This is a genomic window from Streptomyces sp. NPDC127197 (assembly GCF_042672405.1).
GTDB classification, from domain to species: domain Bacteria; phylum Actinomycetota; class Actinomycetes; order Streptomycetales; family Streptomycetaceae; genus Streptomyces; species Streptomyces flavusporus.
In genome coordinates, this window is record NZ_JBHXVG010000011.1 from 145,729 (window position 1) to 169,566 (window position 23,838).

General features: G+C 71.4%; 17 protein-coding genes. 13 read left to right on the forward strand and 4 right to left on the reverse strand.

Going from position 1 to position 23,838, the window contains the following annotated elements; all coding sequences use genetic code 11:
• The first annotated feature begins 5 nt into the window (after positions 1 to 5).
• On the forward strand, positions 6 to 2,918 hold the full coding sequence (locus ACFVJQ_RS19540) for an SUKH-4 family immunity protein (RefSeq protein ID WP_385785369.1): 2,913 nt from the start codon (positions 6 to 8) through the stop codon (positions 2,916 to 2,918).
• Positions 2,919 to 3,088: 170 nt separating this feature from the next.
• Positions 3,089 to 3,979, forward strand: a complete 891-nt coding sequence (locus ACFVJQ_RS19545; RefSeq protein ID WP_385785372.1) for a cellulose-binding protein — start codon at positions 3,089 to 3,091, stop codon at positions 3,977 to 3,979.
• 18 nt (positions 3,980 to 3,997) lie between these two features.
• Here the strand turns inward: ACFVJQ_RS19545 and ACFVJQ_RS19550 are convergent, their stop codons facing one another.
• From ACFVJQ_RS19550 to ACFVJQ_RS19560, 3 genes are all read right to left on the reverse strand, one after another.
• Entirely contained in the window at positions 3,998 to 5,608 is a 1,611-nt protein-coding gene (locus ACFVJQ_RS19550; RefSeq protein WP_385513618.1) for a cation acetate symporter, read from the reverse strand.
• A complete protein-coding gene (locus ACFVJQ_RS19555) occupies positions 5,605 to 6,054 on the reverse strand; it encodes a DUF485 domain-containing protein (protein ID WP_385785375.1) in 450 nt (149 codons plus the stop codon). The genes ACFVJQ_RS19550 and ACFVJQ_RS19555 overlap by 4 nt, the downstream gene beginning before the upstream one ends.
• Before the next feature lie 228 nt (positions 6,055 to 6,282).
• Positions 6,283 to 7,779 carry an MFS transporter gene (locus ACFVJQ_RS19560; RefSeq protein ID WP_385785378.1) on the reverse strand — a complete coding sequence of 499 codons (1,497 nt, stop codon included), beginning with the start codon at positions 7,777 to 7,779 and terminating at the stop codon, positions 6,283 to 6,285.
• Positions 7,780 to 8,193: 414 nt separating this feature from the next.
• Between ACFVJQ_RS19560 and ACFVJQ_RS19565 the strand changes: the two genes are divergently transcribed.
• From ACFVJQ_RS19565 to mfd, 3 genes are all read left to right on the forward strand, one after another.
• Positions 8,194 to 8,982, forward strand: a complete 789-nt coding sequence (locus ACFVJQ_RS19565) for an ABC transporter ATP-binding protein (protein WP_385513616.1) — start codon at positions 8,194 to 8,196, stop codon at positions 8,980 to 8,982.
• Positions 8,979 to 11,558, forward strand: coding sequence for an ABC transporter permease (locus tag ACFVJQ_RS19570; protein WP_385513615.1), 2,580 nt, complete (start codon positions 8,979 to 8,981; stop codon positions 11,556 to 11,558). Before ACFVJQ_RS19565 ends, ACFVJQ_RS19570 begins: the two co-directional genes overlap by 4 nt.
• A 341-nt stretch (positions 11,559 to 11,899) precedes the next feature.
• Positions 11,900 to 15,433, forward strand: coding sequence for a transcription-repair coupling factor (gene mfd, locus ACFVJQ_RS19575; protein ID WP_385513614.1), 3,534 nt, complete (start codon positions 11,900 to 11,902; stop codon positions 15,431 to 15,433).
• 150 nt (positions 15,434 to 15,583) lie between these two features.
• On the opposite strand, the gene ACFVJQ_RS19580 is transcribed toward mfd, so the two are convergent.
• The gene (locus tag ACFVJQ_RS19580; RefSeq protein ID WP_385513613.1) at positions 15,584 to 15,769 is read right to left on the reverse strand and encodes an antitoxin; all 186 of its coding nucleotides are present in this window, start codon (positions 15,767 to 15,769) and stop codon (positions 15,584 to 15,586) included.
• 204 nt (positions 15,770 to 15,973) lie between these two features.
• Here ACFVJQ_RS19580 and ACFVJQ_RS19585 point away from each other — a divergent pair, with 204 nt between their 5' ends.
• From ACFVJQ_RS19585 to ACFVJQ_RS19620, 8 genes are all read left to right on the forward strand, one after another.
• Positions 15,974 to 16,747: an HNH endonuclease family protein gene (locus ACFVJQ_RS19585; RefSeq protein WP_385513624.1), complete on the forward strand. Its 774-nt coding sequence runs from the start codon at positions 15,974 to 15,976 to the stop codon at positions 16,745 to 16,747.
• Between the two features lie 61 nt (positions 16,748 to 16,808).
• Positions 16,809 to 17,345 (forward strand): NUDIX hydrolase, encoded by a 537-nt coding sequence (locus ACFVJQ_RS19590; RefSeq protein ID WP_385785383.1) that lies wholly within the window; start codon positions 16,809 to 16,811, stop codon positions 17,343 to 17,345.
• Positions 17,346 to 17,406: 61 nt separating this feature from the next.
• Positions 17,407 to 18,150, forward strand: a complete 744-nt coding sequence (locus ACFVJQ_RS19595) for an N-acetyltransferase (protein WP_385785386.1) — start codon at positions 17,407 to 17,409, stop codon at positions 18,148 to 18,150.
• 207 nt (positions 18,151 to 18,357) lie between these two features.
• On the forward strand, positions 18,358 to 19,017 hold the full coding sequence (locus ACFVJQ_RS19600; RefSeq protein WP_385785389.1) for a hypothetical protein: 660 nt from the start codon (positions 18,358 to 18,360) through the stop codon (positions 19,015 to 19,017).
• A 38-nt stretch (positions 19,018 to 19,055) separates the two neighbouring features.
• Positions 19,056 to 20,540 carry a protein kinase gene (locus ACFVJQ_RS19605; RefSeq protein WP_385785540.1) on the forward strand — a complete coding sequence of 495 codons (1,485 nt, stop codon included), beginning with the start codon at positions 19,056 to 19,058 and terminating at the stop codon, positions 20,538 to 20,540.
• A 143-nt stretch (positions 20,541 to 20,683) separates the two neighbouring features.
• On the forward strand, positions 20,684 to 21,328 hold the full coding sequence (locus ACFVJQ_RS19610) for a SurA N-terminal domain-containing protein (protein ID WP_385513609.1): 645 nt from the start codon (positions 20,684 to 20,686) through the stop codon (positions 21,326 to 21,328).
• A 64-nt stretch (positions 21,329 to 21,392) separates the two neighbouring features.
• Positions 21,393 to 22,448: a nucleoside triphosphate pyrophosphohydrolase gene (locus ACFVJQ_RS19615; RefSeq protein ID WP_385785392.1), complete on the forward strand. Its 1,056-nt coding sequence runs from the start codon at positions 21,393 to 21,395 to the stop codon at positions 22,446 to 22,448.
• A 78-nt stretch (positions 22,449 to 22,526) separates the two neighbouring features.
• Entirely contained in the window at positions 22,527 to 23,807 is a 1,281-nt protein-coding gene (locus ACFVJQ_RS19620) for a cytochrome P450 (RefSeq protein ID WP_385785395.1), read from the forward strand.
• Positions 23,808 to 23,838: the final 31 nt, after the last annotated feature.

The following is a 23,838-nucleotide window of genomic DNA, read 5'->3' on the forward strand; positions in this document are numbered from 1 at the left end:
TGGCGATGGTGACGTTCGCGCAGGCGCAGGAGCGCGCGGAAGAGTGGATCAACGGGGATGTGCCGTCGTACCAGCATCGTGAGGTGCGGGTGCGGGAGTTCGGGCTCGGGTTCGTGGTGTGGGCCGAGGACCGTGCGGACGGGCCGCGTTCGGACGGGGGTGCGCAGCGGCTGGTGATCGCGCGGGACAGCGGTGAGGCGACGCTGTGGCCGTCGCTGCCGGTGGGTGAGGTGATCCGCCGGTACGAGGAGGAGTACGGGGGGCGTGCGGACGCGGCCGCGGATGCGGCGCCGGCTGCTGCGGCTCGGGTGGATCTGAATCAGACGTCGTTCTTGCTGAGTCCGCCGGAGTGGTTGCAGGAGGCGGCGGACAGGTTGGGGATTCCGGAGCGGCGGGCTGGTGCGGGTGCCGGTGCGGCTGCGGGGGCTGGTTCCGTTGGTGGTTCCGGTTCGGGTTCCGGTTCCGGTGCCGGTGGGGCCGGCGCGGCTGGTAGTGGTACGGCGTGGCCGGCGGCCGGCTCCGGTAGTGACAGTGAGGCGGGCGCGGGGGCGCGTGCCGAGGCGGCCGGGGTGCCGGGTGCGCCTGCGGGGGCGACTCCGTGGGCCGGGACGGACACCAACGCGGATGGGGGTGAGGACCGTTCCGTGCCGTTGCCGGAGACGGTTTTCGCGCCGCCGTTGAGTGACGCGGACAGCGACGAGACGCCGCCCGCGGCGGCGCCGGACGCGAAGACGGCGCTGATGTCGGGCGGCAGCCAGCTGCCGCCGACGGCGGTCGCACCGGCCCTCGACGACGCGCAGGCGCCGGGCACGCAGGGTTCGCAGGGGGCGGGTGCGCCGGTCGGCGTCCCGCAGGGCAGCACGCCGCCGCCGGGGTCGGGTGCGTCGACTTACGGGTATCCGCAGGGTTCGGGTGCGGCAGGGGTGCCGGGGACGCCGCCGGGGCCGGGTGCGCCGCCTCCAGGGCCGTCGACTTACGGGTATTCGCAGGGTTCGGGTGCGGGGGCTGTTCCGGGGACGCCGCCTCCGACGCCGGGAGCGGGCACGCCGCCGGGGGGTGCTCCGGCGTACGGCTATCCGCAGGCGCCGGGTGCGCCCCAGCCGTCGGCCGCTCCGGGCGGGCCGGCCGGGCAGCCGCTCGCGCCGAGCGCCGGGGACATCGCCGATGCCGCGACGAGCAAGGCGGCGCCTCCGCCACGCCGTGCGCGGGGCGGCGGCGTGACTCCTCCGCCTCCGCCGGGGGCGCCCGGTGTTCCGGGTGCGCGGCCTGGGAGCACGCCTCCGCCGCCGGGTACGCCGGGAGCCCCGGGTACGCCGGGTGGGCTCGGTGCGCCGGCGGGTGGGTATGTGCCGACGCAGCTCGTGTCGGCGATCGGGCCCGACGGTCCTGAGGTGCCTGGCGGTCCGGGTGCGCCGCAGCCGCCGGGTGCTCCGACTCCTCCGGGTGCCCAGACTCCGCCTGGGGTTCCCCAGCCGCCCGGGGCTCCGGGTGCGCCGGGCGGTACGCCTCCCGGTGGTGTCCACCACGCCGCCACGGTGCTGGCCGATCCCGCCCAGATGGGCCCGGGTGGAGGCGCACCGCAGCCTCCGGGTGCCCCTGGTGCGCCGCAGCCGCCCGGCGTCCCGGGTGCACCGCAGCCCCCCGGCGCGCAGGGCTCCGCAGGCGGCGCGCGAGGTGCCGTGCACCACGCGGAGACCGTGCTGGCCGCACCCCCGGTCGGCGGCCCCGGTGCACCTCCCGTGGGCGGCCCCGGTGTACCCCCGCCGCCAACTCCCGGCGCCCCCGGCATGCCCACCGGCGCCCCGCAGCCGATGCCCCCGGCACCGGGTGCGGTCCCGCCGCCCCCCGGCCAGCCCATGCCCGGCGTGCCTGGCCACCCCGCACCTGGCCGGCCCGTGCCCGGCCAGCAGCCGCCGGCGTACGGCTACCCGCAGCCGGGCGGTCAGCCGACCGTGGGCCCCGGTTATCAGGCCGTGCTGCGCTACCGCGCGCAGGACGGCTCCGAGCAGCAGCTGATCCGGCGTTCCGCGCCGGGTACGCCGCACCCGGAGTGGCAGATCTTCCACGAGCTGCGGGCGATGAACGTGCCCCCGGACCAGGTGCTCGAGCTGCACACCGAGTTGGAGTCGTGTGAGCTGCCGGGTGCGTACTGTGCGCGGATGATCCGGGAGCAGTGGCCGCAGGCGCGGATCACGAGCATCGCTCCGTACGGTACGGATCACGCGAGCCGGCAGCAGGGCATGCAGCAACTCCTCGCTCACCAGGGCGAGTTGCACCAGGTCGCGGACGGCCCCGCGCGGCCTGCCCCGGTGCGGGCGCCGCTTCCGCCGGTGCAGCCGGCGCCGCCGGTTCCGCCGGAGGGTGTGGCGCAGGAGCTTGCGGGGGCGTTCGGGCCGGGGGTCTTCCGGTTCGAGCAGGCGGCGGTGTCCCGGCAGGGCGTGCCGCCGGTCGTGGCGCAGACGCTGGTGATGGCAGGGCTGCCGCTGGACATGGGGCCGTTCTTCTGGGCGCAGGCCCAGCCGGGGCGGCCGGTGCCGACGCTGGCGGAGCTGGCTGCCGAGCGGGGGGTGCAGCCGGCGTCGGACGCGGGCTCGTACCTGGTGATGGGCAGCGATTTCGGCAAGGCGATCTGTGTGCAGTACGGCACGGCGAACATCGTGGCGGTGCCGGTGGAGGCCGGGCCGGGTGGTGCGCCGGTGCCGCCGCAGTTCGTGAACACCGGGCTGCCGGAGTTCGTGCGCTGCCTGGCGCTGCTCGGGCGGATGTGGCGGCTGCGGTTCGGGCTGAACCAGGAGCAGGCGGGCCGTTGGACCGTCGACTTCCAGGCCCAGTTGGCCTCTCTCGATCCGGCAGCGCTGGGTTCGCCGGAGAGCTGGTGGTCGGTGCTGCTGGAGCAGATGTGGGACGGCTTGCTGTGACCCTGGGGTGACGACAGGACGTGTGAAAGGGCCGGGCCCGGTCGTATGACCGGGCCCGGCCCTTTGTTTACGTACCTTGTGCGCGGAGTGTCGCGTTATGAACGCTTCCGTCTGATCCATCAAGATGTGCGCGACATGGACGTCCTTCAAGGGGTTCGAGGGGTTCTGGAATGAGCAGCGCATCAGTGTCGTCGCATGGCTTCGTGACCGTCCGGGGGCGCGGTTATCGCCCCGAGCAGGTCGACGCGTACGCCTTCGCGCTCTGCGTGGATCGCGACGGGGCCTGGGAACGTGCGGCCCGCCTCACCGTGCTCGCCCGGGAGATGGAGACGGAGGTGGAGCGGCTGCGGGAGACGGTCGAGCAGCTCCCTCCGCAGACGTACGAGGCGCTCGGGGAGCGCGCCCGGCTTCTGTTCCAGCTCGCGCAGGAGGAGGCGGCGGTCCTGCACGAGGAGGCGCGGCGTGTGGCGGACGAGTGTGTTGCGGATGCCGAGTCGCGCGCCCTGGAGGTGCGCCGGGCCGCGCAGGAAGAGGCCGATGCGCTGCGCGCGGATGCCGAGGAACGCGCCCGTCAGCGAGTGCTCGCGGCGCAGGCCGAGGCCGACGAGTTCCGGGTCACCGCCCGGCATGAGGTGAAGGAGAGCCGTAAGGAAGCCGTCGCCGCGTTGCGTGAGGTGCGGCAGCGCACGGCGGCGATGCTGGCCGAGCAGGAGAAGGAGCACGCCCAGCGATGGGCGGCCGCCGAGCAGGAGGCCGAGGACAGGACGGCCGCGCTGGATGCGCACTTCGCCGAACGGATGGCCCGCGCCGAGGCCGCGCTGTCCGAGGCGGAACAGGACCTGGCCGCCGCCGCGGAGTCCGCCCGGCAGTGGCAGGAGCAGGCCCAGGCCCGGGCCGAGGAAGTTCTCGCGGAGGCCCGGGCCGAGGCGGACCGTATCGAGCGGGAGACGGAGGGGGTGCTGCGGGAGCACGGGGAGCAGTGGGACAAGGTGCAGGCGCACATGGACTACGTACGCAGCAGTCTGGCCAAGCTGATGGGGAACCGTGCGCAGGCGGAGTGACGTGGGGGCCGGCCGGTCTCACCCCCTGCGCCGCACCGCGCCGGCCAGGATCCACCCCTCCACCGCCTCGTACTGTCGGCGCTGTTCGTCCGACTTCTGCCGGCCGGAGGCGAGCGTGCCCAGCCAGCCGAAGGCGAAGCCGAGGGGGACGGAGATCAGGGCGGTCGTGGTGAACGGGAAGTAGTTGAAGTCGGCCTCGGGGAAGGCGGAGGCGGGGGACCCGGAGACGAGGTTGGTGCCCGGCATCAGCAGCAGGACGGACAGGGAGCCGCCGATGAGGGTGCTCAGCAGGCCGGTGCGGGTGTAGCGGCGCCAGAACAGGCTGTAGACGAGGGCGGGGGCGAGGGCGGAGGCGCCCAGGGAGAAGGACAGCGTCACCAGGGGCTGCAGGCTGCGGTGCTGGACCAGGGTCGCCAGCAGAATGGCCGGGACGCCGACGGCCAGGGCGGAGATGCGGGCGAGGGCCATCTCGCGGCGGGCCGACATCTCCTGTACGCGGCCGGCGAAGACGTCGTGGGCCAGGGAGTTGGCGCAGGCGAGGATCATGCCCGCGACCGAGGCGAGCACCGTCAGGAACACCGCCGTCGTGATCGCCGTGAACAGGAACGTCTCGGCCGTGGACACGTCCGGGCCGAACGCGGCCTGCGAGCCCAGCAGATACGCCGAGTTCCCCTGCGGGTCCGCCCCGGCGATCGTCTCGCGGCCGATCAGCGCGGTCGCGCCGACCCCGACGACCGTGATGACCAGGACGAAGACGACGACGCTCGACACCGCCCAGGACATGGACCGGCGCACCTGGCGGGCGCTGGACGCCGTGTACATGCGCATCGTGACGTGCGGCAGGCAGGCCGCACCGAGGACGACGGCCAGCTGGGAGGTGATCATGTCGAGGCGGGGGGCCGGGCCGCCCGCGAACTGCAGCCCGGAGCTGAGGAAGTCGGACCCCACACCGCTCTGCTGCGCCGCCCGGTCGAACAACGCGGCCGGATTCCAGTCGAACTTGTTCAGGACGAGTACGGCCACCACCGCGCCGGACCCGAGCAGCATCACCATCTTCAGTGCCTGGATGAGAGCGGTGCCCTTCATCCCGCCGATCGCCGCGTAGCTGATCATCAGGACGCCCAGCCCGATGATGCAGCCCGTCTTCAACTCGTCGCCGGAGAAGCCCAGCAGAAACGCCATCAGCTGCCCCGTGCCCGCGAGTTGCACCAGCATCATCGGCAGCAGCGCGGCAAGCGTCACCGCACAGGCGGTCACCCGCACACACCGCCCCGGCATACGGCGCGCGAAGGCATCTCCCATCGTGAAACGCCCCGCGTTCCGCAGAGGTTCCGCCAGCAGGAACATCAGCAGCATCAACGACAGCGCCGTACTCAGCGCGAGGACGATCCCGTCGTAGCCGTACAGCGCGATCACCCCGCCGGTGCCCAGCACGGTCGCGGCGGAGATGTAGTCCCCCGCGATCGCCAGGCCGTTGCGCATGGGGGACAGGGAGCTGTAGCCGGTGTAGAACTCGTCGAGGTCGTCCCGGTCCGGGCCGGTCATCACACACAGCAGCAGCGTGATCGTCACCACGGCGGAGAAGGCGACGAGGGACATCGTCTCCGCCGACTCGCTGAATCCGGTCATCGTCGTGCCGCCTCTCGCTTCGCGTCCACCCGGGCCTGGTGGCGGAGACGCTCCGCGAGCGGGTCGACACGGCGCCGCGCGGTGTGCTCGTACAGCCATATCGCCAGGCAGGTGACCGGCAGTTGCGCCAGCCCGAGCAGCAGCCCGACCGGCAGACCGCCGATCCCCTCGCTCGTCATGAACCCCGGCGCGTACGCCGAAAGGACCAGGAACAGCACGAAGTAGCCGAGCGCGGTGAGCGTCGCCACGCGCCGCTGCCAGCGGTAGGCGCTGCGCAGGATGCGCAGGTCGCTGTGGTGCCCCAGCGGGGCGTGGACCGGCCTTCGCCGGGGCTCGGGTTCGGGCGGGGCGGCGGGTTGCCACGGGTACGTCGGTGAGGAGAACTGGGGCGGGTGCGGGGAGTGCGAACGGTGCGGCGGGTACGACGAGTACGGGTCGGACGACATCCCGTTGCTCCTTGCGTGGCTCGGGTCCGTGGCGGCGGACCGCAGGGAGTGGGGGTGAGCGGGCCACGCACGCTACTCGGAGGGACGGGGACGCGCGACGCTTTGGCCAAACTGAGTGGTCGGTATGCGCTTACTTCGATGAACTGCGCGGTTCCCCACGCTGTTACCCGCGTTAACTCCTACTTTTGCGGGCCGGGGCGAGGCCCTGAACGAGCGAGTCCGGAGTCTTCAGTGGTCCTTGAGGACCGGGAAGCGGCGCGGCGCCAGCACCAGCAGGACCAGGAAGGCGAGCGCCGCCGCGCACGCCGCGCCCAGGTACACCGCGTGGACCGCGTCCGCGACGGCCCGTCGGGTCGTTTCGGACGCGGCGCCCGTGCCGAGGCCGTGGGCGATGGCGTCGAGGTCGCCGGCGTCGCCGAGGCGGCCGGCGAGGACGCCGTTGGCGACGGCGCCGAAGACGGATGCGCCGAGGGTCTGGCCGGTCTGCCGGCAGAAGAGGATGGACGCGGTGGCCGTGCCGCGTTCGTCCCAGCCGACGGTCGACTGGACGCCGACGATGAGGGGAAGTTGGAAGAGGCCGAGTGCGGCCCCGAGGAGGAGCATCAGGAGGGCCGGCTGCCAGGCCTCGCCGGGGTACGGCAGCAGGGGGAAGGCCAGCAGGATCAGGGTCGCCGTGCCGATGCCGAGCATCGCCGTGTTGCGGAAGCCGATCCTGCGGTACACGTGCTGGCTGAGCGCGGCGGAGACGGGCCAGCTCAACGTCCAGACGGACAGGACGAATCCGGCGGCCACGGGACCGAGGCCGAGGACGGACTGCGCGTACGTCGGCAGGAACACGGCGGGGGCCACCATGAGCAGACCCAGCGCCCCGAGGGCGAGATTGACCGCGGCGATCGTACGGCGACGCCAGACCCAGCCCGGGATGATCGGTTCGGCGGCCCGGCGTTCGACGAAGAAGACGAGTACGACGAAGGCAAGTCCGGTACCGAGCAAGGCGATCGACGGCGGCGACAGCCACGCCCAGGCGACTCCGCCCTGCACCAGCGCCGTGAGCAGGACTCCGCCGCACGCGAACACCACAAGGGCGCCCGCCCAGTCGACACGCGCGCGTGCGTCCGTTTTCCGCTGGGGCTCGTGCAGGTGGCGGACGATCAGCCAGAGGGCGAGTCCGCCGATCGGCAGGTTGACGAGGAAGATCCAGCGCCAGTCGGCGTACGCGGTGAGGACACCGCCCACGGCGGGGCCGGCGACCGCGGACACCGCCCACACGGTGGACAGCTTGGCCTGGATCTTCGGGCGTTCCTTCAGGGGGTAGAGGTCGGCGGCGAGTGTCTGGACCGTGCCCTGGAGTGCGCCGCCGCCGAGGCCCTGGACGATACGGAAGGCGATGAGCGCCCACATGTTCCAGGCGAGGGCGCACAGGAGGGAGCCGAGCAGGAAGACGCTCGCGCCCACCACGAGGACCGGTTTGCGGCCGAAGGTGTCGGAGAGCTTGCCGTAGACGGGCAGGGTGACGGTGACGGCCAGCAGATAGCCGGAGAAGAGCCAGGAGAAGACGGAGAAGCCGCCGAGGTCGCCGACGATCTGCGGTACGGCCGTGGAGACGACGGTGGAGTCGAGCGCCGCCAGTGCCATCGACAGCATCAGCGCGGCGACGACGGCTCCGCGCTTGTCGGTCCCGGTGTGCTGTGCTGTGCCGCGTATCGCGGGTCTGGTGCTGCCCACGCAGATTCCTTCCCCTTGCAGCTATCTGCCGTCGGACAGCTTCCCACTTGACCCTCCCGCGACGGGAGGGTGGAGCCTGAGTGGGCCGATGGGTGGACCCGACCCTGAGAAGGACTCCGCCTGAGGGGGGACTGCCCCTAGGGGTCCCTCCGTACCAGGGCTCGGGGAGGGTTCGTACCGGCGGAGGACGAGACGGTACGGGGGTCGTCCTTAACCTGGCTTTACGCCGCGGGGGCGGTGCACCGCACCTTCGGGGGTGGGGTTTTCCTCAGGGCAAGACGGGGTTGAACACCATCGAACGTCACCCCTGCTTGCCGCGAGACTCATCGGCGTAGTACTTCGCACGACTTCACACGGCACGGCTCAGTACGAGCCGCGTGCCGACCAACTGCTGACCGATATAGGAGACATACCGTGACATCGGCTGTAACCATTCCCAGGCACGGGGGCACTGGAGGGCGTACGGCCGTTGCCGCGCGGGCGCGGCAGGTCGTCAAGGCCTACGGGGCCGGGGAGACCCGCGTCGTCGCCCTCGACCATGTCGACGTGGACATCGCCCGCGGCCAGTTCACCGCCATCATGGGCCCGTCGGGGTCCGGCAAGTCCACGCTGATGCACTGCCTGGCCGGGCTCGACACCGTCACCAGCGGGCAGATCCATCTCGACGAGACCGAGATCACCGGTCTGAAGGACAAGAAGCTGACGCAACTGCGCCGGGACCGGATCGGGTTCATCTTCCAGGCGTTCAACCTGCTGCCGACGCTGAACGCGATCGAGAACATCACCCTGCCCATGGACATCGCCGGCCGTAAGCCGGACAAGGCGTGGCTGCAGCGGGTGGTGGAGACCGTGGGGCTCGCTGACCGGCTCAAGCACCGGCCGACGCAGCTCTCCGGCGGACAGCAGCAGCGCGTCGCCGTGGCCCGGGCACTGGCCGCGCGGCCCGAGATCATCTTCGGTGACGAGCCGACCGGAAACCTCGACTCGCGCGCGGGCGCCGAGGTACTGGGCTTCCTGCGGCGGTCCGTGGACGAGCTGGGGCAGACCATCGTGATGGTCACGCACGACCCGGTGGCCGCCTCGTACGCCGACCGTGTGCTGTATCTCGCCGACGGCCGGATCGTCGACGAGATGTACAACCCGACGGCCGATCAGGTTCTGGACCGCATGAAGGACTTCGACGCCCGGGGGCGCACGTCATGACCGTGCTGAAGACCTCGATGCGCAACTTCTTCGCGCACAAGGGGCGCATGGCCCTGTCGGCCGTCGCCGTGCTGCTGTCGGTGGCGTTCGTGTGCGGCACGCTCGTGTTCACCGACACGATGAACACGACGTTCGACAAGCTGTTCGCGGCCACCGCGTCGGATGTCACGGTGAGCCCGAAGGGCGCCTCGGACACCGGTGAGACCACCGCCGACAACGGCAAGCCGCCGGTCATGCCGGCCTCCGTCGTCGACGAGGTCCGCAGGACGGAGGGCGTGAAGTCGGCGCAGGGCACCGTCTTCTCGACGTCGGTGACGGTCGTCGACGCCGACAAGGACAGCCTCTCGCCGTCCGGCGGCGGGCCGACCATCGTCGGCAGCTGGAACTCCAACGAGGCCCGCACGATGAAGATCACCTCGGGGTCCGCGCCCGAGGGCGCCGACCAGGTGATGATCGACGCGGACACCGCGGACAAGCACGGCCTGGAGCTCGGCGACGAGATCGGCGTCATCACCGCTGTCGGCACGCACCGGGCAAAGATCTCCGGCATCGCCGACTTCACCGTCACCAACCCCGGTGCCGCGATCTTCTACCTGGACACGAAGACCGCCCAGCAGACCCTCGTCGGTGAGACCGGCGTCTACACGAACGTCAACGTCACCGCCGAGTCCGGCTTCACCGACGCCCAGGTGAAGAAGAACGTCGCCACCGCGCTCGACGGCGGCTTCAAGGTACAGACGGCCAAGGAGGTCGCCGACGCCAACGCCGAGGACGTCCAGGAGTTCATGGGCGTCATCAAGTACGCGATGCTCGGCTTCGCCGGGATCGCCTTCCTGGTCGGCGTCTTCCTGATCATCAACACGTTCTCGATGCTGGTCGCCCAGCGGACCCGCGAGATCGGCCTGATGCGGGCCATCGGATCCAGCCGCAAGCAGGTCAACCGGTCCGTGCTGGTCGAGGCACTGATGCTCGGTTTCGTCGGCTCCGTGCTCGGTGTGGGCGCGGGCGTCGGGCTCGCCATCGGGCTGATGAAGCTCATGGGCGCCATGGGCATGAACCTCTCCACGGACGACCTGACGGTCGCCTGGACGACGCCGGTGGTCGGACTGGTCCTCGGCGTCGTTGTCACCGTCCTCGCCGCCTACCTCCCGGCCCGCCGCGCCGGCAAGGTCTCGCCCATGGCCGCCCTGCGCGACGCGGGCGCCCCGGCCGACGCGAAGGCGGGTGTCGTACGGGCCGTGCTGGGCCTGCTGCTGACCGGCGCCGGCGGGTTCGGGCTGTATCTGGCGGCTGCCGCCGACAAGGCGAGCGAGGGCGCGCTGTGGCTGGGCGCGGGCGTGGTGCTGTCGCTGATCGGCTTCGTCGTCATCGGTCCGCTGCTCGCGGGCGGAGTCGTCCGGGTGCTCGGCGCGATCGTGCTGCGGATGTTCGGGCCCGTCGGCCGGATGGCCGAGCGCAACGCGCTGCGCAATCCGCGCCGCACCGGCGCCACGGGCGCGGCGCTGATGATCGGGCTGGCCCTGGTGGCCTGTCTGTCGGTGGTCGGCTCGTCGATGGTCGCCTCGGCGACGGAGGAACTCGACAAGAGCGTGGGGACGGACTTCATCATCCAGTCCGACAGCGGGCAGCTGATCACGCCGCAGGCGGTCACGGCCGTGAAGGACGCCGACGGCGTGGACCGCGTCACCGAGTACAAGTGGACCAAGGCCGACTTCAGGACCCCCGACGGGAAGACGTCCAAGGACACCGCCATCACGGCCGCCGACCCGACGTACGCGCAGGACCTGCGGGTCGAGACCGTCGCCGGCAACCTCGACGACGCCTACCGGCCCGACTCCATGTCCGTCCACGAGGAGTACGCCAAGGACCACGGCATCCGCCTCGGCTCCGAGATCGCCGTCGACTTCAAGGACGGCTCCACCGGCCGGCTGACCGTCCGCGCGATCACCAGCAGCGACGCGGTCATCGACCAGGGCGCGATGTACACGTCGATCGACACGCTGGCCACGTACGTCCCCGCCGACAGGATCCCGCTCGACACGGTGCTGTTCGCCTCGGCGAAGGACGGCCAGGAGGCGGCCGCCTACCAGTCGCTGAAGACGGCGCTGGACGACTACCCGCAGTACACCGTGCGCGACCAGACCGACTACAAGGAGGCCCTGAAGGACCAGATCGGCCAGCTCCTGAACATGATCTACGGCCTGCTGGCCCTCGCGATCATCGTGGCCGTCCTGGGCGTCGTGAACACCCTGGCCCTGTCGGTGGTGGAGCGGACCCGGGAGATCGGCCTGATGCGGGCGATCGGCCTGTCGCGCCGGCAGCTGCGCCGCATGATCCGTCTGGAGTCGGTCGTGATCGCCCTCTTCGGTGCCCTGCTGGGCCTGGGGCTGGGCATGGGCTGGGGCGCCACGGCGCAGCAGCTGCTCGCCCTGGAGGGGCTGAACGTCCTTCAGATCCCGTGGCCGACCATCGGCGGGGTGTTCATCGGCTCGGCCTTCGTCGGCCTGTTCGCCGCGCTGGTTCCTGCCTTCCGGGCGGGCCGGATGAACGTCCTGAACGCGATCGCGACCGAGTAGCCACCGCATACGGGGGTTGCGGGGGAGCGGCCCGGTGCCGGGGAGTCTTGCGGACTCCCCGGCACCGGGCCCCGCTTCATGCCCGCAGGAGCGGGACGTCGTACTTCCGGATCGAGGCGTCGCGGCAGTTCCAGGCACGCTCGGGCAGGTCGGGAGGGCCTTCGGCAACCGTCAGTCCACCGTCGTCGCCTCCCCCTCACGCGGCCGGCCTCATCACTCCCCCGGGTGACAACCGCGGCCGCGACGTACTCTGGAGACCCCCGGCCCGCCCCGCGTGTCGGGCCCTTCGCGTTGCCCACCCCCAGTCACCCCCTGTCATCCAGGACGGAAAGCCTCTCCATATGAGCCTGCACGGTCTGCTCGACGCCGTCGTCAAGGACGCCGCACTCGCGGAAGCGATCAAGGCGGCCTCGGACGGCAACCGGATGCACGTCGATCTGGTCGGCCCCCAGGCGGCCCGCCCCTTCGCGGTCGCGGCCCTCGCCCGCGAGAGCGGCCGCCCGGTGCTGGCGGTGACGGCCACCGGGCGCGAGGCGGAGGACCTGGCGGCGGCGCTGCGCTCGCTGCTGCCGCCGGAGGGAGTCGTGGAGTACCCGTCCTGGGAGACGCTGCCGCACGAACGGCTGAGCCCGCGCAGCGACACCGTGGGCCGGCGCCTCGCCGTGCTGCGCCGACTCGCCCACCCCCGCCCCGACGACCCCGAGACCGGCCCGGTCTCCGTCGTCGTGGCCCCCGTGCGATCCGTGCTCCAGCCACAGGTCAAGGGCCTGGGCGACCTGGAGCCGGTGGCGCTGAGGGCCGGGCAGACCGCCGACCTGAACGAGATCGTCGACGCCCTGGCCGCCGCCGCGTACGCGCGCGTGGAGCTGGTCGAGAAGCGGGGAGAGTTCGCCGTACGCGGCGGCATCCTGGACGTCTTCCCGCCCACCGAGGAACACCCCCTGCGCATCGAGTTCTGGGGCGACGACGTCGAGGAGATCCGCTACTTCAAGGTGGCCGACCAGCGGTCGCTGGAGGTCGCCGAGCACGGCCTGTGGGCCCCGCCCTGCCGTGAACTTCTGTTGACGGAAGACGTCCGCACGCGCGCGCGTGCCCTCGCCGAGGCGCACCCCGAGCTGGGCGAGCTGCTCGGCAAGATCGCCGAGGGCATCGCCGTGGAGGGCATGGAGTCGCTCGCGCCCGTCCTGGTCGACGACATGGAGCTGCTGCTCGACGTACTGCCGAAGGGCGCCATGGCCGTCGTATGCGATCCCGAGCGGGTACGCACGCGTGCCGCGGATCTCGTGGCGACCTCGCAGGAGTTCCTGCAGGCCTCCTGGGCGGCCACCGCGGGCGGCGGGGAGGCGCCGATCGATGTCGGCGCGGCCTCGCTGTGGTCCATCGCCGACGTCCGCGACCGGGCCCGCGAGCTGGACATGATGTGGTGGTCGGTGTCGCCGTTCGCCGCCGACGAAGAACTCGACGCGGACACCCTCAAGCTCGGCATGCACGCCCCGGAGACCTACCGCGGCGACACCGCCAAGGCGCTCGCCGACACCAAGGGCTGGCTCGCCGACGGCTGGCGTACGGTCTTCGTGACCGAGGGGCACGGCCCGGCCGCCCGCACGGTCGAGGTGCTCGGCGGCGAGGGCATCGCGGCCCGCCTGGACGCCGACCTGGGGGAGATCTCCCCGTCCGTGGTGCACGTGGCGTGCGGCTCGATCGACCACGGCTTCGTCGACCCGGAGCTCAGAGTCGCGGTGCTCACCGAGACCGACCTGTCCGGCCAGAAGGCGGCCGGCCGCGACGGCGCCCGCATGCCCGCCCGCCGCCGCAAGACCATCGACCCGCTCACCCTGGAGGCGGGCGACTACATCGTCCACGAGCAGCACGGCGTGGGCCGTTACATCGAGATGGTGCAGCGCACCGTGCAGGGCGCCACGCGCGAGTACCTCGTCGTGGAGTACGCCCCCGCCAAGCGTGGCCAGCCCGGCGACCGGCTCTACATCCCCACCGACCAGCTGGAACAGATCACCAAGTACGTCGGCGGCGAGGCCCCGACGCTGCACCGGCTCGGCGGCGCCGACTGGACCAAGACCAAGGCACGCGCGAAGAAGGCCGTCAAGGAGATCGCGGCGGACCTCATCAAGCTGTACAGCGCGCGCATGGCGGCCCCCGGGCACACCTTCGCGCCGGACACTCCGTGGCAGCGCGAGCTGGAGGACGCCTTCCCGTACGCGGAGACGCCCGACCAGCTGACGACCATCGCCGAGGTCAAGGAGGACATGGAGAAGTCGGTCCCGATGGACCGCCTGATCTGCGGCGACGTCGGCTACGGCAAGACGGAGATCGCGGTCCGCGCCGCCTTCAAGGCCGTACAGGACGGCAAGCAGGTCGCGGTCCTCGTACCGACGACGCTGCTGGTGCAGCAGCACTTCGGGACGTTCAGCGAGCGGTACGCGCAGTTCCCGGTGAGCGTGAAGGCGCTGTCGCGGTTCCAGACGGACACCGAGGCGAAGGCGGTCCTGGAGGGCCTGCGGGAGGGCTCGGTGGACGTCGTCATCGGCACGCACCGCCTCTTCTCCTCCGAGACCAAGTTCAAGGACCTGGGACTCGTCATCGTCGACGAGGAGCAGCGGTTCGGCGTCGAGCACAAGGAGCAGCTGAAGAAGCTGCGGGCCAACGTCGACGTGCTGACCATGTCGGCCACGCCGATCCCGCGGACCCTCGAGATGGCGGTGACCGGCATCCGCGAGATGTCCACGATCACGACCCCGCCGGAGGAACGGCACCCGGTGCTGACCTTCGTCGGGCCGTACGAGGAGAAGCAGATCGGCGCGGCGATCCGGCGTGAACTGCTGCGCGAGGGCCAGGTCTTCTACATCCACAACCGGGTGGAGTCCATCGACCGCGCGGCGGCCCGGCTCCGCGAGACCGTCCCCGAGGCGCGCATCGCCATCGCGCACGGGCAGATGTCGGAGTCGGCGCTGGAGCAGGTCGTCGTCGACTTCTGGGAGAAGAAGTTCGACGTGCTCGTGTCGACGACGATCGTCGAGTCCGGCATCGACATCTCCAACGCGAACACGCTGATCGTCGAACGAGGGGACACCTTCGGTCTGTCGCAGCTGCACCAGCTGCGCGGGCGCGTGGGGCGTGGGCGTGAGCGCGGGTACGCCTACTTCCTGTACCCGCCCGAGAAGCCGCTGACGGAGACCGCCCACGAGCGGCTCGCCACGATCGCCCAGCACACCGAGATGGGTGCCGGCATGTACGTGGCGATGAAGGACCTGGAGATCCGGGGAGCCGGAAACCTCCTCGGCGGCGAGCAGTCGGGACACATCGCGGGCGTGGGATTCGATCTGTACGTCCGGATGGTCGGCGAGGCGGTCGCGGACTACCGGCGGCAGCTGGAGACCGGCGAGATCGAGGAGGAGCCGCCGCTCGAGGTCAAGATCGAACTGCCCGTCGACGCCCACGTACCGCACGACTACGCGCCGGGTGAGCGCCTCCGGCTGCAGGCCTACCGCTCCATCGCCTCCGCCAACACGGAGGAGGACATCAAGGCCGTACGGGAGGAACTCGTCGACCGCTACGGCAAGTTGCCGGAACCGGTGGAGAACCTCCTCCTGGTGGCGGGCCTGCGCATGCTCGCACGCGCGTGTGGCGTCGGCGAGATCGTCCTCCAGGGCAACAACATCCGCTTCGCGCCGGTGGAGTTGCGGGAGTCGCAGGAACTGCGGCTCAAGCGGCTGTACCCGGGGACGGTCATCAAGCCGGCGGTCCACCAGGTGCTGGTGCCGCGCCCGAAGACCGCGAAGGTGGGCGGGAAGCCGTTGGTCGGGCGGGATCTGCTCGGGTGGGTCGGGGAGTTCCTGGCGTCGGTTCTGGGGTCTTAGCGGCCGCGGTGATCGAGGGGCGAAGGGCGCACGAAGCCGTCCGCGGGTGGTGGAGTACCGCGGACGGCCTCTGTTCCAAGGTGGTTCAGCGGGCCGCCGGCAGGGAGTTGTGCCCCGTGGCCGGCCAGGTGTCCTCCGTGGGTCTCCGGCCTACGGTTGCTCGGGCGGCCGGTCGCGGTCCATGCCGAGCTGCCCCTCGATCTTCTGCTGGGCGGCGTCGACTTGGCCCTCGTACTTGTTGCCCGTCTTCTCGTTGACCTTCTTCTCCGCGGCGTCGGACATTTGCTTGGCCCTGTCCTGGGCCCCCTTGTGCCTGAACCTGTCGAAGATGCCCATCCAGAGCTCCTTCCGGAGGTGACTCAGAACCGACGATACGCCCGACTTGCGAGGAATGCAGGGTTTGGGGTAACTGTGGTCTGGACCTCTCGGCCGCTACCGTGGCGTCAGGCACCACCCGCCCGTACGGGCGGCCAGGGCAGGCAAGGAGAGGGGCGCACCGTGACGCGTCTGAGGGACGGGGCCGCGGCCGCCGCTGTGGCGCTGCGCGCCGGGGGAGCAGGGAACGCGCGCTTCTTCCGCGCGGCGGCGGCGTTGGCCGCTGCCGCGCTCCTCGTCTCGGGATGCGAGGGTCTCGGCGAAGACGACTCCTCGGCGGGATCCGGACGGGCTGCGCAGGCCGGGCAGGCGGTCAGCCCGCTCAAGAATCCGGACGGTACGAAACCAGGGCTCGCGCCCCTGACGACGGACGCGGACAAGGCCGCGGCCCGCAACCTCATCGAGGAGCTGTCCACGAAGGGGCGGGGGCCGAAGACGGGCTACGACCGCGACGAGTTCGGCTATGCCTGGATGGACACGGCCGACGGGGTGCCGCTGGCGAGGAACGGCTGCGACACGCGTAATGACTTGCTGAAACGCGACGGTCGAAGCATCCGGTTCCGCGCCGGTTCCGACTGCGTGATCGTCTCGATGAAGCTGCACGACCCGTACACGGACAAGGACATCGCCTGGAAGAAGTCGAAGGCCACCGAGGTGCAGATAGACCATGTCGTGCCGCTGTCGTACGCCTGGCAGATGGGTGCGGCTCGCTGGGACGAGGAGAAGCGGCAGCGGGTGGCCAACGACGCGCTGAATCTCCTGCCGGTCTCGGGCTCCACGAACTCCGCCAAACGCGACTCGGGACCGGCTTCCTGGCTGCCACCCAGCAAGGCGATCCGCTGCTCGTACTCGGCGCGGTTCGCGCAAGTGGCACTCAAGTACGAGCTGCCTGTCACGGCGGCGGACAAGAACATGATGCTCCAGCAGTGCGGCGCTTGAGCTCCCCCTGTTTCGCGGCCTGCGGGCACCGCTGTCAGAGCGGTGTGGAACGGTGTGGGGCATGGGCGAACTGGTGGAGCAGGTCGACGATCAGGATCGGGTGCTCGGAGTTGTCGAGCGGGGCGAGGCGGTGCGAAGCGGGTGGCTGCACCGCGTCGCGACGACCGTCTGCCGTCGTCCCGACGGGCGGATCCTGGTGCACCGACGACCGCACACCGTGTCCCGCTTTCCGGGGCAGTACGACTGGCTGGTGGGCGGAGCCGTGGACGTCGGCGAGTCCTACGGGGATGCGGCAGCACGGGAACTCGTCGAGGAACTGGGCGTCAGAGCGTCACCGGAGTTCCTCTTCAAGTACCTGTGCCGTGGGGCCATCAGCCCGTACTGGCTGGGGCTCCACGAAGCAGTGATCACGGACGAGCTCGTTGTGGACGCGTCGGAGATCGCATGGCATGAGTGGCTCACGCCCGACGAGTTCCATGAGGCCAGACAGCGCTGGAGCTTCGTGGAAGACGGGCTCGAGGCATTGAGGCGGTACCCCCTCAACTTCCCCACCGGCGGCAACCCCACGCAGGCGTCGCACCGCTTCCACGCGGATTGAGTGAGGCCGGGTGCGCGAAAATCCGTTCCCCCGCCGCCGGGCCGCCGCTTAGCGTGGCCGTATGGAGCTGAAGGTATCGAGCCTCGCCGAGCGGCCGGACATGCTCGACCGGGTGGCCGGGATGGCCAACACCTGGCCGAAGTTCGTCATCAACGACCCGGTGGGGGACGCCTACTATCCGCAGATCGCCGCCGAACTGCCGCAGTACGTGCAGTTCGCCGAGGACGAGAACGGTGAGGTCGTCGCGCACGCCCACAGCGTTCCCTTCGCGCTCGCCGCCGAGGGCCGTGGTGAACTGCCCGCCCGTGGCTGGGACGAGGTCCTCCTGTGGGCGTTCGCCGACCTGCGTCACGGTGTCCGCCCCGACACGGTCAGCGCGATCTCGGTCACCGTCGCCCCGCATGCCCAGGGCCTCGGCCTGTCCGGCCGCATGCTCACGGCGATGCGCGACAACGCCCGAGCCCTCGGCTTCAACGAGGTCGTCGCCCCCGTCCGCCCCAGCGCCAAGCACCTCGAACCCCGTACGCCCATGGAGGAGTACGCCCACCGAGTGCGCCCCGACGGGCTCCCGCACGACCCCTGGCTGCGCGTCCACGCCCGGGCGGGCGCCACCGTCCACTCCGTGGCGCCGGCGTCGATGGCGGTGGCCGCCTCGCTGCACGACTGGCGCCGCTGGACCGGGCTGCCCTTCGACACCGCAGGCGACATCGAGGTACCCGGTGCCCTGGTGCCGGTGCGCTGCGAGCCGGAGCACGGGTTCGCGGTGTATGTCGAGCCCAACGTGTGGATGCGGCACCGACTGTGAGCGGCACGGGCCGGCGCGTGGTTCGCGGCGGACCTGTTCGACGGCAGTGATCAGTGCCACAACGGTATTGATCAGTGCGACAACGGTTCGGTACAACCCGGGACCGCTTGTCGGTGTCGACCTATACGCTCGAAGCGACAATCGCACGACTGGCGTTGCCCGACGCCGGCCGGCCTCGTACGCCCACCTCAGGCACCAGGAGCAGCCATGCACGGCCACGGCTACACGCAGCCGGTGAAGCAGCCGCCCCCGACGGCGTGGCTGGTCCTCCTGCGTGTGCTGTTCGTGGCGATCTCCGTCCTCAGCCTCGGGTTCCTGACCTGGACGATGCTGCTGCGCCTGGCGATCGTCACCCGCAGGTCGCTGGACTGGGGCCTCTTCGTGGCGGTGCTGGCCATCGACATCCTGGCCGTGGTGCTGCTCGGCAGCGAACCCGGCGAAGAGATCCACACCGCGGGCGGCTGGACCGGCCTCGCACTGCTGCTGGGCACGCTCGTGGCGGTGATCGCGTACTACCTCGCCGCGGACGTACGCCACTTCCACCAGCTCCGCTACGGCGGCGGCTACGCCCCGCAGCCCACCGCGGCGTACGGCTACCCGCAGCCGTCGGCCCAGGCTTCGTACAACACGGCCACGACCGTCCCGCAGCCCCCGCTCACCCGAAGCGCGCCCACCCCGCCCCCGATGTCCCAGGCCGCCACGCCCGTCACCCCCGGCCCGCCGATGCCCGCCCCGCCGCCCCAGCGCCCCGCGCCGGCCCGGATCGACCAGGTGCGTGCCGAACTCGACGAGCTCAGCGACTACCTGCGCAAGCAGGGCGGTCAGCGCGAGGGCCGGCCCGACGGCAACCACGAGGGCGGACGGTGACCGTGACGACAGCACGCGTCGTCGCCGGCCGCTACGAACTGGCCACGCTCATCGGACAGGGCGGCATGGGCCAGGTCTGGACGGCCTACGACCAGCGGCTCGACCGGCGCGTGGCGGTGAAGCTGCTGCGCCCCGACAAGGTGGCCGGGCAGGAGGCCGACGAGTTGCGCCGCCGTTTCGTGCGCGAGTGCCGGGTGACCGCGCAGGTCGACCACCCCGGGCTCGTCACCGTGCACGACGCGGGCAGTGCGGGCGAGGAGCTGTTCCTCGTCATGCAGTACGTCGACGGCGCCGACCTCTCCGACCATCTCGCCGAACACACCCCGTACCCGTGGCAGTGGGCGGTCGCCGTCGCTGCGCAACTGTGCGCCGTGCTGAGCGCCGTGCACGCGGTGCCGATCGTGCACCGCGACCTGAAGCCGCGCAACGTGATGGTGAAGCAGGACGGCACGGTCACCGTCCTCGACCTGGGCGTCGCCTCCGTCATGGACACCGACACCACGCGCCTGACGCACACCGGTTCCCCCATCGGCTCGCCCGCCTACATGGCGCCCGAGCAGGCGATGGGCGGCGCGGTCGGCCCGTACACGGACCTGTACGCACTCGGTGTACTCCTGCATGAACTCCTCAGCGGCGACGTCCCGTTCGCGGGTTCCACGGCGCTCGGCGTGCTGCACCGGCACCTGTACGAGCCGCCGCTGCCCGTGCGCCGGACCCGACCCGAGGTTCCCGAGGCGCTCGAAGCCCTCGTCCTGCGCCTGCTCGCCAAGGACCCGCAGCACCGGCCCGCCTCCGCGCAGGAGGTGTACGAGGACCTGGCGCCGCTCCTGCCCGCGCGCGGCACACCCACCGGGGCGCCCCTCGACCCCACGCGCCCCTTCCTGCGCCCTCACGCCCCGTGGCCGGACCGCGCGCGCACGCCCGCTCCCCAGCCCGCCCCCGTCACGCCGGTCGCCGAGCAGCCGGACGTCGCGAGCGCCGTCGACGAGGTCAAGCGTCTCCTGGGCGAGGGACGCATCACCCAGGCCGTGGACATCCTCGGCGCGATCCTGCCCGCCGCCGCGCAGCAGCACGGCGAGCACTCACCGGTCGTCCGCACCCTGCGCAAGCAGTACGCGGCCACGCTCATGGACGACGGCCAGTACCGGCGTGCGCTCCCCGAACTGCGCCGCCTCGCCGACGAACGTGCCGCCGAGGCCGGCCAGGCCGACCCGCAGTCCCTGCGGTTCCGCTACGAGGCAGCCCAGTGCCTCGAACAGCTCGGCGAACCGGCGGCGGCGCTCGCCGCGTACCGGGCACTGCTGCCGTACTACGAGAACCAGTACGTCTCCGGCGACCCCGAGCTCTCCCACGACGTACGCCGCCGCATCGGCCACCTCCTCCTCGCCGTCGGCGACCGCGCCGCCGCGCACGACACGCTGGCCCGGCTCCTGCACGACGTGGAACGGCTGAACGGTCCCGGGCATCCGCTGGCGGTCGAGGTACGCCGGACGCTGCAGTGGCTGGGCCAGGTACGCGGGTAGTCCTCCTGCGGCCGGGTGGCGCGGCGGTGCCCGAAGTCCTGGTGAATCGTTGGTCGAATGGGTTGGCCAAAGCTGGGCCGCTGCCTACTATCGATCACCGCAAGACTTTGTGCACCGTCGCACAATCTCCTCGGGAGGTTTCCTTGCACCGCCGTCGTCGCACCGCGCTCCTCCTGTCCGCCGCGATCGCCGTGGCCCCCCTCCTCACCGCCTGCGGAAACGATGCGCACCCCGGTGCGGCGGCCGTCGTCGGCGGTCAGCGGATCACCGTGTCCCAGCTCGAGAGCCGGGTGAACGAGGTACGCGCGGCGCAGCGGGCGGCGGTGAACGACGAGGCGCAGTACGCGCAGGCCATCGCCAACACCGGCACCCTGTCCCGCGACACCCTGCACAACATGGTCCTGGACCGGGTGCTGCACCGCGCCGCCCAGGACGCCGGCATCACCGTCAGCCGCAAGGAGGTCCAGGAGATGCGGGCCGGCCTGGAGGAGCAGGTCGGTGGCCCCAAGGCGCTTCGGACGGCCTGGCTGCAGCAGTACAGCATTGCGCCGGAGCGGCTGGACGAGAACCTCCGTCTCCAGCTCGAGGCCCAGAAGCTCGCCGCGAAGCTCGGCACCGACACCAGCCAGCCGGCCTTCTGGAACGCCCTGTCCAAGGCCTCGGAGAAGCTGAACGTCGACCTCAACCCGCGCTACGGCACCTGGGACGTCCAGCGGAGCAGCCGCGTCGACCAGCAGGCGCCGTGGGTACGGGACGTCTCGACGGCGCAGGCGCAGCAGCCGGCGTAACGGTACGGCGGCCTGCCTGTGGACAACTCGGGGGCTTGTCGGCGGCGTGGGTTACGTTCGGATCGTGAACGCAACCAGCTTCGAAGGCGCCCCGGACACGAGCCCCGACCTCATCCCCGGCCGGATCGTCCTGCTCACCACCAGTCACCGTGTCGCGCCCGGCCTGCTCTCCTGGCCGGCGTGGCAGGCGTTGCGCACCGCCGACCGGGTGCTCTGCGCGGACGGGGCACATCCGCAGCTGCCGTACCTGCGCGAGGCGGGGATACCCGTGGCCGAGGAGTCCCCGACCGCGGAGGAACTGGTCGACGTGTGCGCCGACGGGCACACCGTGGTGGTCGTCGCCACGGGCGAGGGCGAGCCCGCGCTGACCGACGGCCTGGCCCGCCTCGCCGGCACCGGACGCGTCCGCATGCCGGAGCTGGAGCTGCTTCCCGCCTCCTACGACCTGCCGGGCGCCCGCCTCCTCGACCTGGTGCAGGTCATGGACCGCATCCGTGCCGAATGCCCGTGGTCGTCCCGGCAGACCCACCAGGGCCTGGCGAAGTACGGCATCGAGGAGGCGTACGAACTCGTCGAGGCGATCGAGGACGGCGACCGCGAGGAGCTGCGCGAGGAACTCGGTGACGTCCTCCTCCAGGTCGTCTTCCACGCCCGGATAGCCGAGGAGGACCCGGACGCGCCCTTCTCGATCGACGACGTGGCGGCCGGCATCGTCGCCAAGCTCATCCACCGCCATCCGCATGTCTTCGGGGACGAGACGGCCTCGACGCCCGAGGAGGTCAAGGAGCACTGGCTGCGCACGAAGGCGCAGGAGAAGCGGCGGACGTCGGTGACGGAGGGCATCCCCCTGCACCAGCCGGGCCTGGCCCTCGCGGCGAAGCTGGCGTCCCGGGTGCGTACGGCGGGTCTGGAGGTGCCCCTGCCGAAGACCGAGGGCGTCGGGTACGAGCTGCTGGCGCTGGCGATGCGGGCCGAGGCGGAGGGCGTCGACCCGGAAGCGGCGCTACGGGCGGCGGCGCGGGCGTACCGGGATGCGATCAGGGAGACCGAGAGCCGGGGACAGGAGGCCGAGAGCGGGGGACAGCGGACGGATTCCGACACAGCCGGGACCGGCGACTGACGTCACCCGCCGACCGGCGACCGATGCCGACCGGCGACCGATGTCACCCGTCCCTCCGCCTCCGGATACCGTCAACGGGTGAGCAGCCAGCCCCACCGCCCGAGCCCCCACCAGGACGCCCCCGAGCTCTTCACGTGGGAGTTCGCCACCAACCCCTACCCGGCCTACGCCTGGCTCCGTGAGCACGCCCCTGTCCACCGGACACGGCTCCCCAGCGGTGTGGAGGCCTGGCTGGTCACCCGTTACGCCGACGCCAAGCAGGCCCTCGCCGACCAGCGGCTCAGCAAGAACCCCGCGCACCACGACGAGCCCGCGCACGCCAAGGGCAAAACGGGTATCCCCGGTGAGCGCAAGGCGGAGCTGATGACGCATCTGCTCAACATCGACCCGCCGGACCACACCCGCCTCCGCCGGCTCGTCTCCAAGGCCTTCACGCCCCGCCGCGTCGCCGAGTTCGCGCCCCGGGTGCAGGAGCTCACCGACGACCTCCTCGACCGGTTCGCCCGCAACGGCTCCGCCGACCTCATCCACGAGTTCGCCTTCCCGCTCCCCATCTACGCCATCTGCGACATGCTCGGCGTCCCCCGCGAGGACCAGGACGACTTCCGGGACTGGGCGGGCATGATGATTCGGCACGGGGGAGGGCCGCGGGGCGGGGTCGCGCGGTCGGTGAAGAAGATGCGCGGCTATCTTGCCGACCTCATCCACCGCAAGCGCGAGTCGCTCTCCGCCGAACCGGCCCCGGGCGAGGACCTCATCTCCGGCCTCATCCGCGCCTCCGACCACGGCGAGCACCTCACCGAGAACGAGGCCGCGGCGATGGCGTTCATCCTGCTGTTCGCCGGGTTCGAGACCACCGTCAACCTGATCGGCAACGGCACCTACGCCCTGCTCACCCACCCCGAACAGCGCACCCGCCTCCAGCAGGCCCTTGCCACCGGCGACCGCGGCCTGCTGGAAACCGGGGTCGAGGAACTTCTGCGCTACGACGGCCCGGTGGAGCTGGCCACCTGGCGGTTCGCCACCCAGCCGCTCACCATCGGCGGGCAGGACATCGCGCCCGGCGACCCCGTGCTCGTCGTACTCGCTGCCGCGGACCGGGATCCGCAGCGGTTCGCCGATCCGGACGCCCTCGACCTCGCCCGCCGTGACAACCAGCACCTCGGCTACGGGCACGGCATCCACTACTGCCTCGGCGCCCCGCTCGCCCGCCTGGAGGGGCAGACCGCGCTCGCGACCCTCCTCACCCGCCTCCCGGACCTCCGACTGGCCGTGGACCCCGGCGAGTTGCGCTGGCGCGGCGGCCTCATCATGCGCGGACTGCGCACGCTGCCCGTGGAGTTCACGCCCATTTCGTAATGGCAGCTCCCCGGATTCGGCCGGAATCCTC

Excerpts from the sequence above, each read along its gene's own strand:
- ACFVJQ_RS19540 (WP_385785369.1), top strand. The coding sequence starts at position 6 with ATGGTGACGTTCGCGCAGGCGCAGGAGCGCGCGGAAGAGTGGATCAAC.
- ACFVJQ_RS19545 (WP_385785372.1), top strand. The coding sequence starts at position 3,089 with ATGAGCAGCGCATCAGTGTCGTCGCATGGCTTCGTGACCGTCCGGGGG.
- ACFVJQ_RS19580 (WP_385513613.1), bottom strand. The coding sequence starts at position 15,769 with ATGGGCATCTTCGACAGGTTCAGGCACAAGGGGGCCCAGGACAGGGCC.
- ACFVJQ_RS19595 (WP_385785386.1), top strand. The coding sequence starts at position 17,407 with ATGGAGCTGAAGGTATCGAGCCTCGCCGAGCGGCCGGACATGCTCGAC.
- ACFVJQ_RS19600 (WP_385785389.1), top strand. The coding sequence starts at position 18,358 with ATGCACGGCCACGGCTACACGCAGCCGGTGAAGCAGCCGCCCCCGACG.
- ACFVJQ_RS19590 (WP_385785383.1), top strand. The coding sequence starts at position 16,809 with ATGGGCGAACTGGTGGAGCAGGTCGACGATCAGGATCGGGTGCTCGGA.
- ACFVJQ_RS19555 (WP_385785375.1), bottom strand. The coding sequence starts at position 6,054 with ATGTCGTCCGACCCGTACTCGTCGTACCCGCCGCACCGTTCGCACTCC.
- ACFVJQ_RS19550 (WP_385513618.1), bottom strand. The coding sequence starts at position 5,608 with ATGACCGGATTCAGCGAGTCGGCGGAGACGATGTCCCTCGTCGCCTTC.
- ACFVJQ_RS19570 (WP_385513615.1), top strand. The coding sequence starts at position 8,979 with ATGACCGTGCTGAAGACCTCGATGCGCAACTTCTTCGCGCACAAGGGG.
- mfd (WP_385513614.1), top strand. The coding sequence starts at position 11,900 with ATGAGCCTGCACGGTCTGCTCGACGCCGTCGTCAAGGACGCCGCACTC.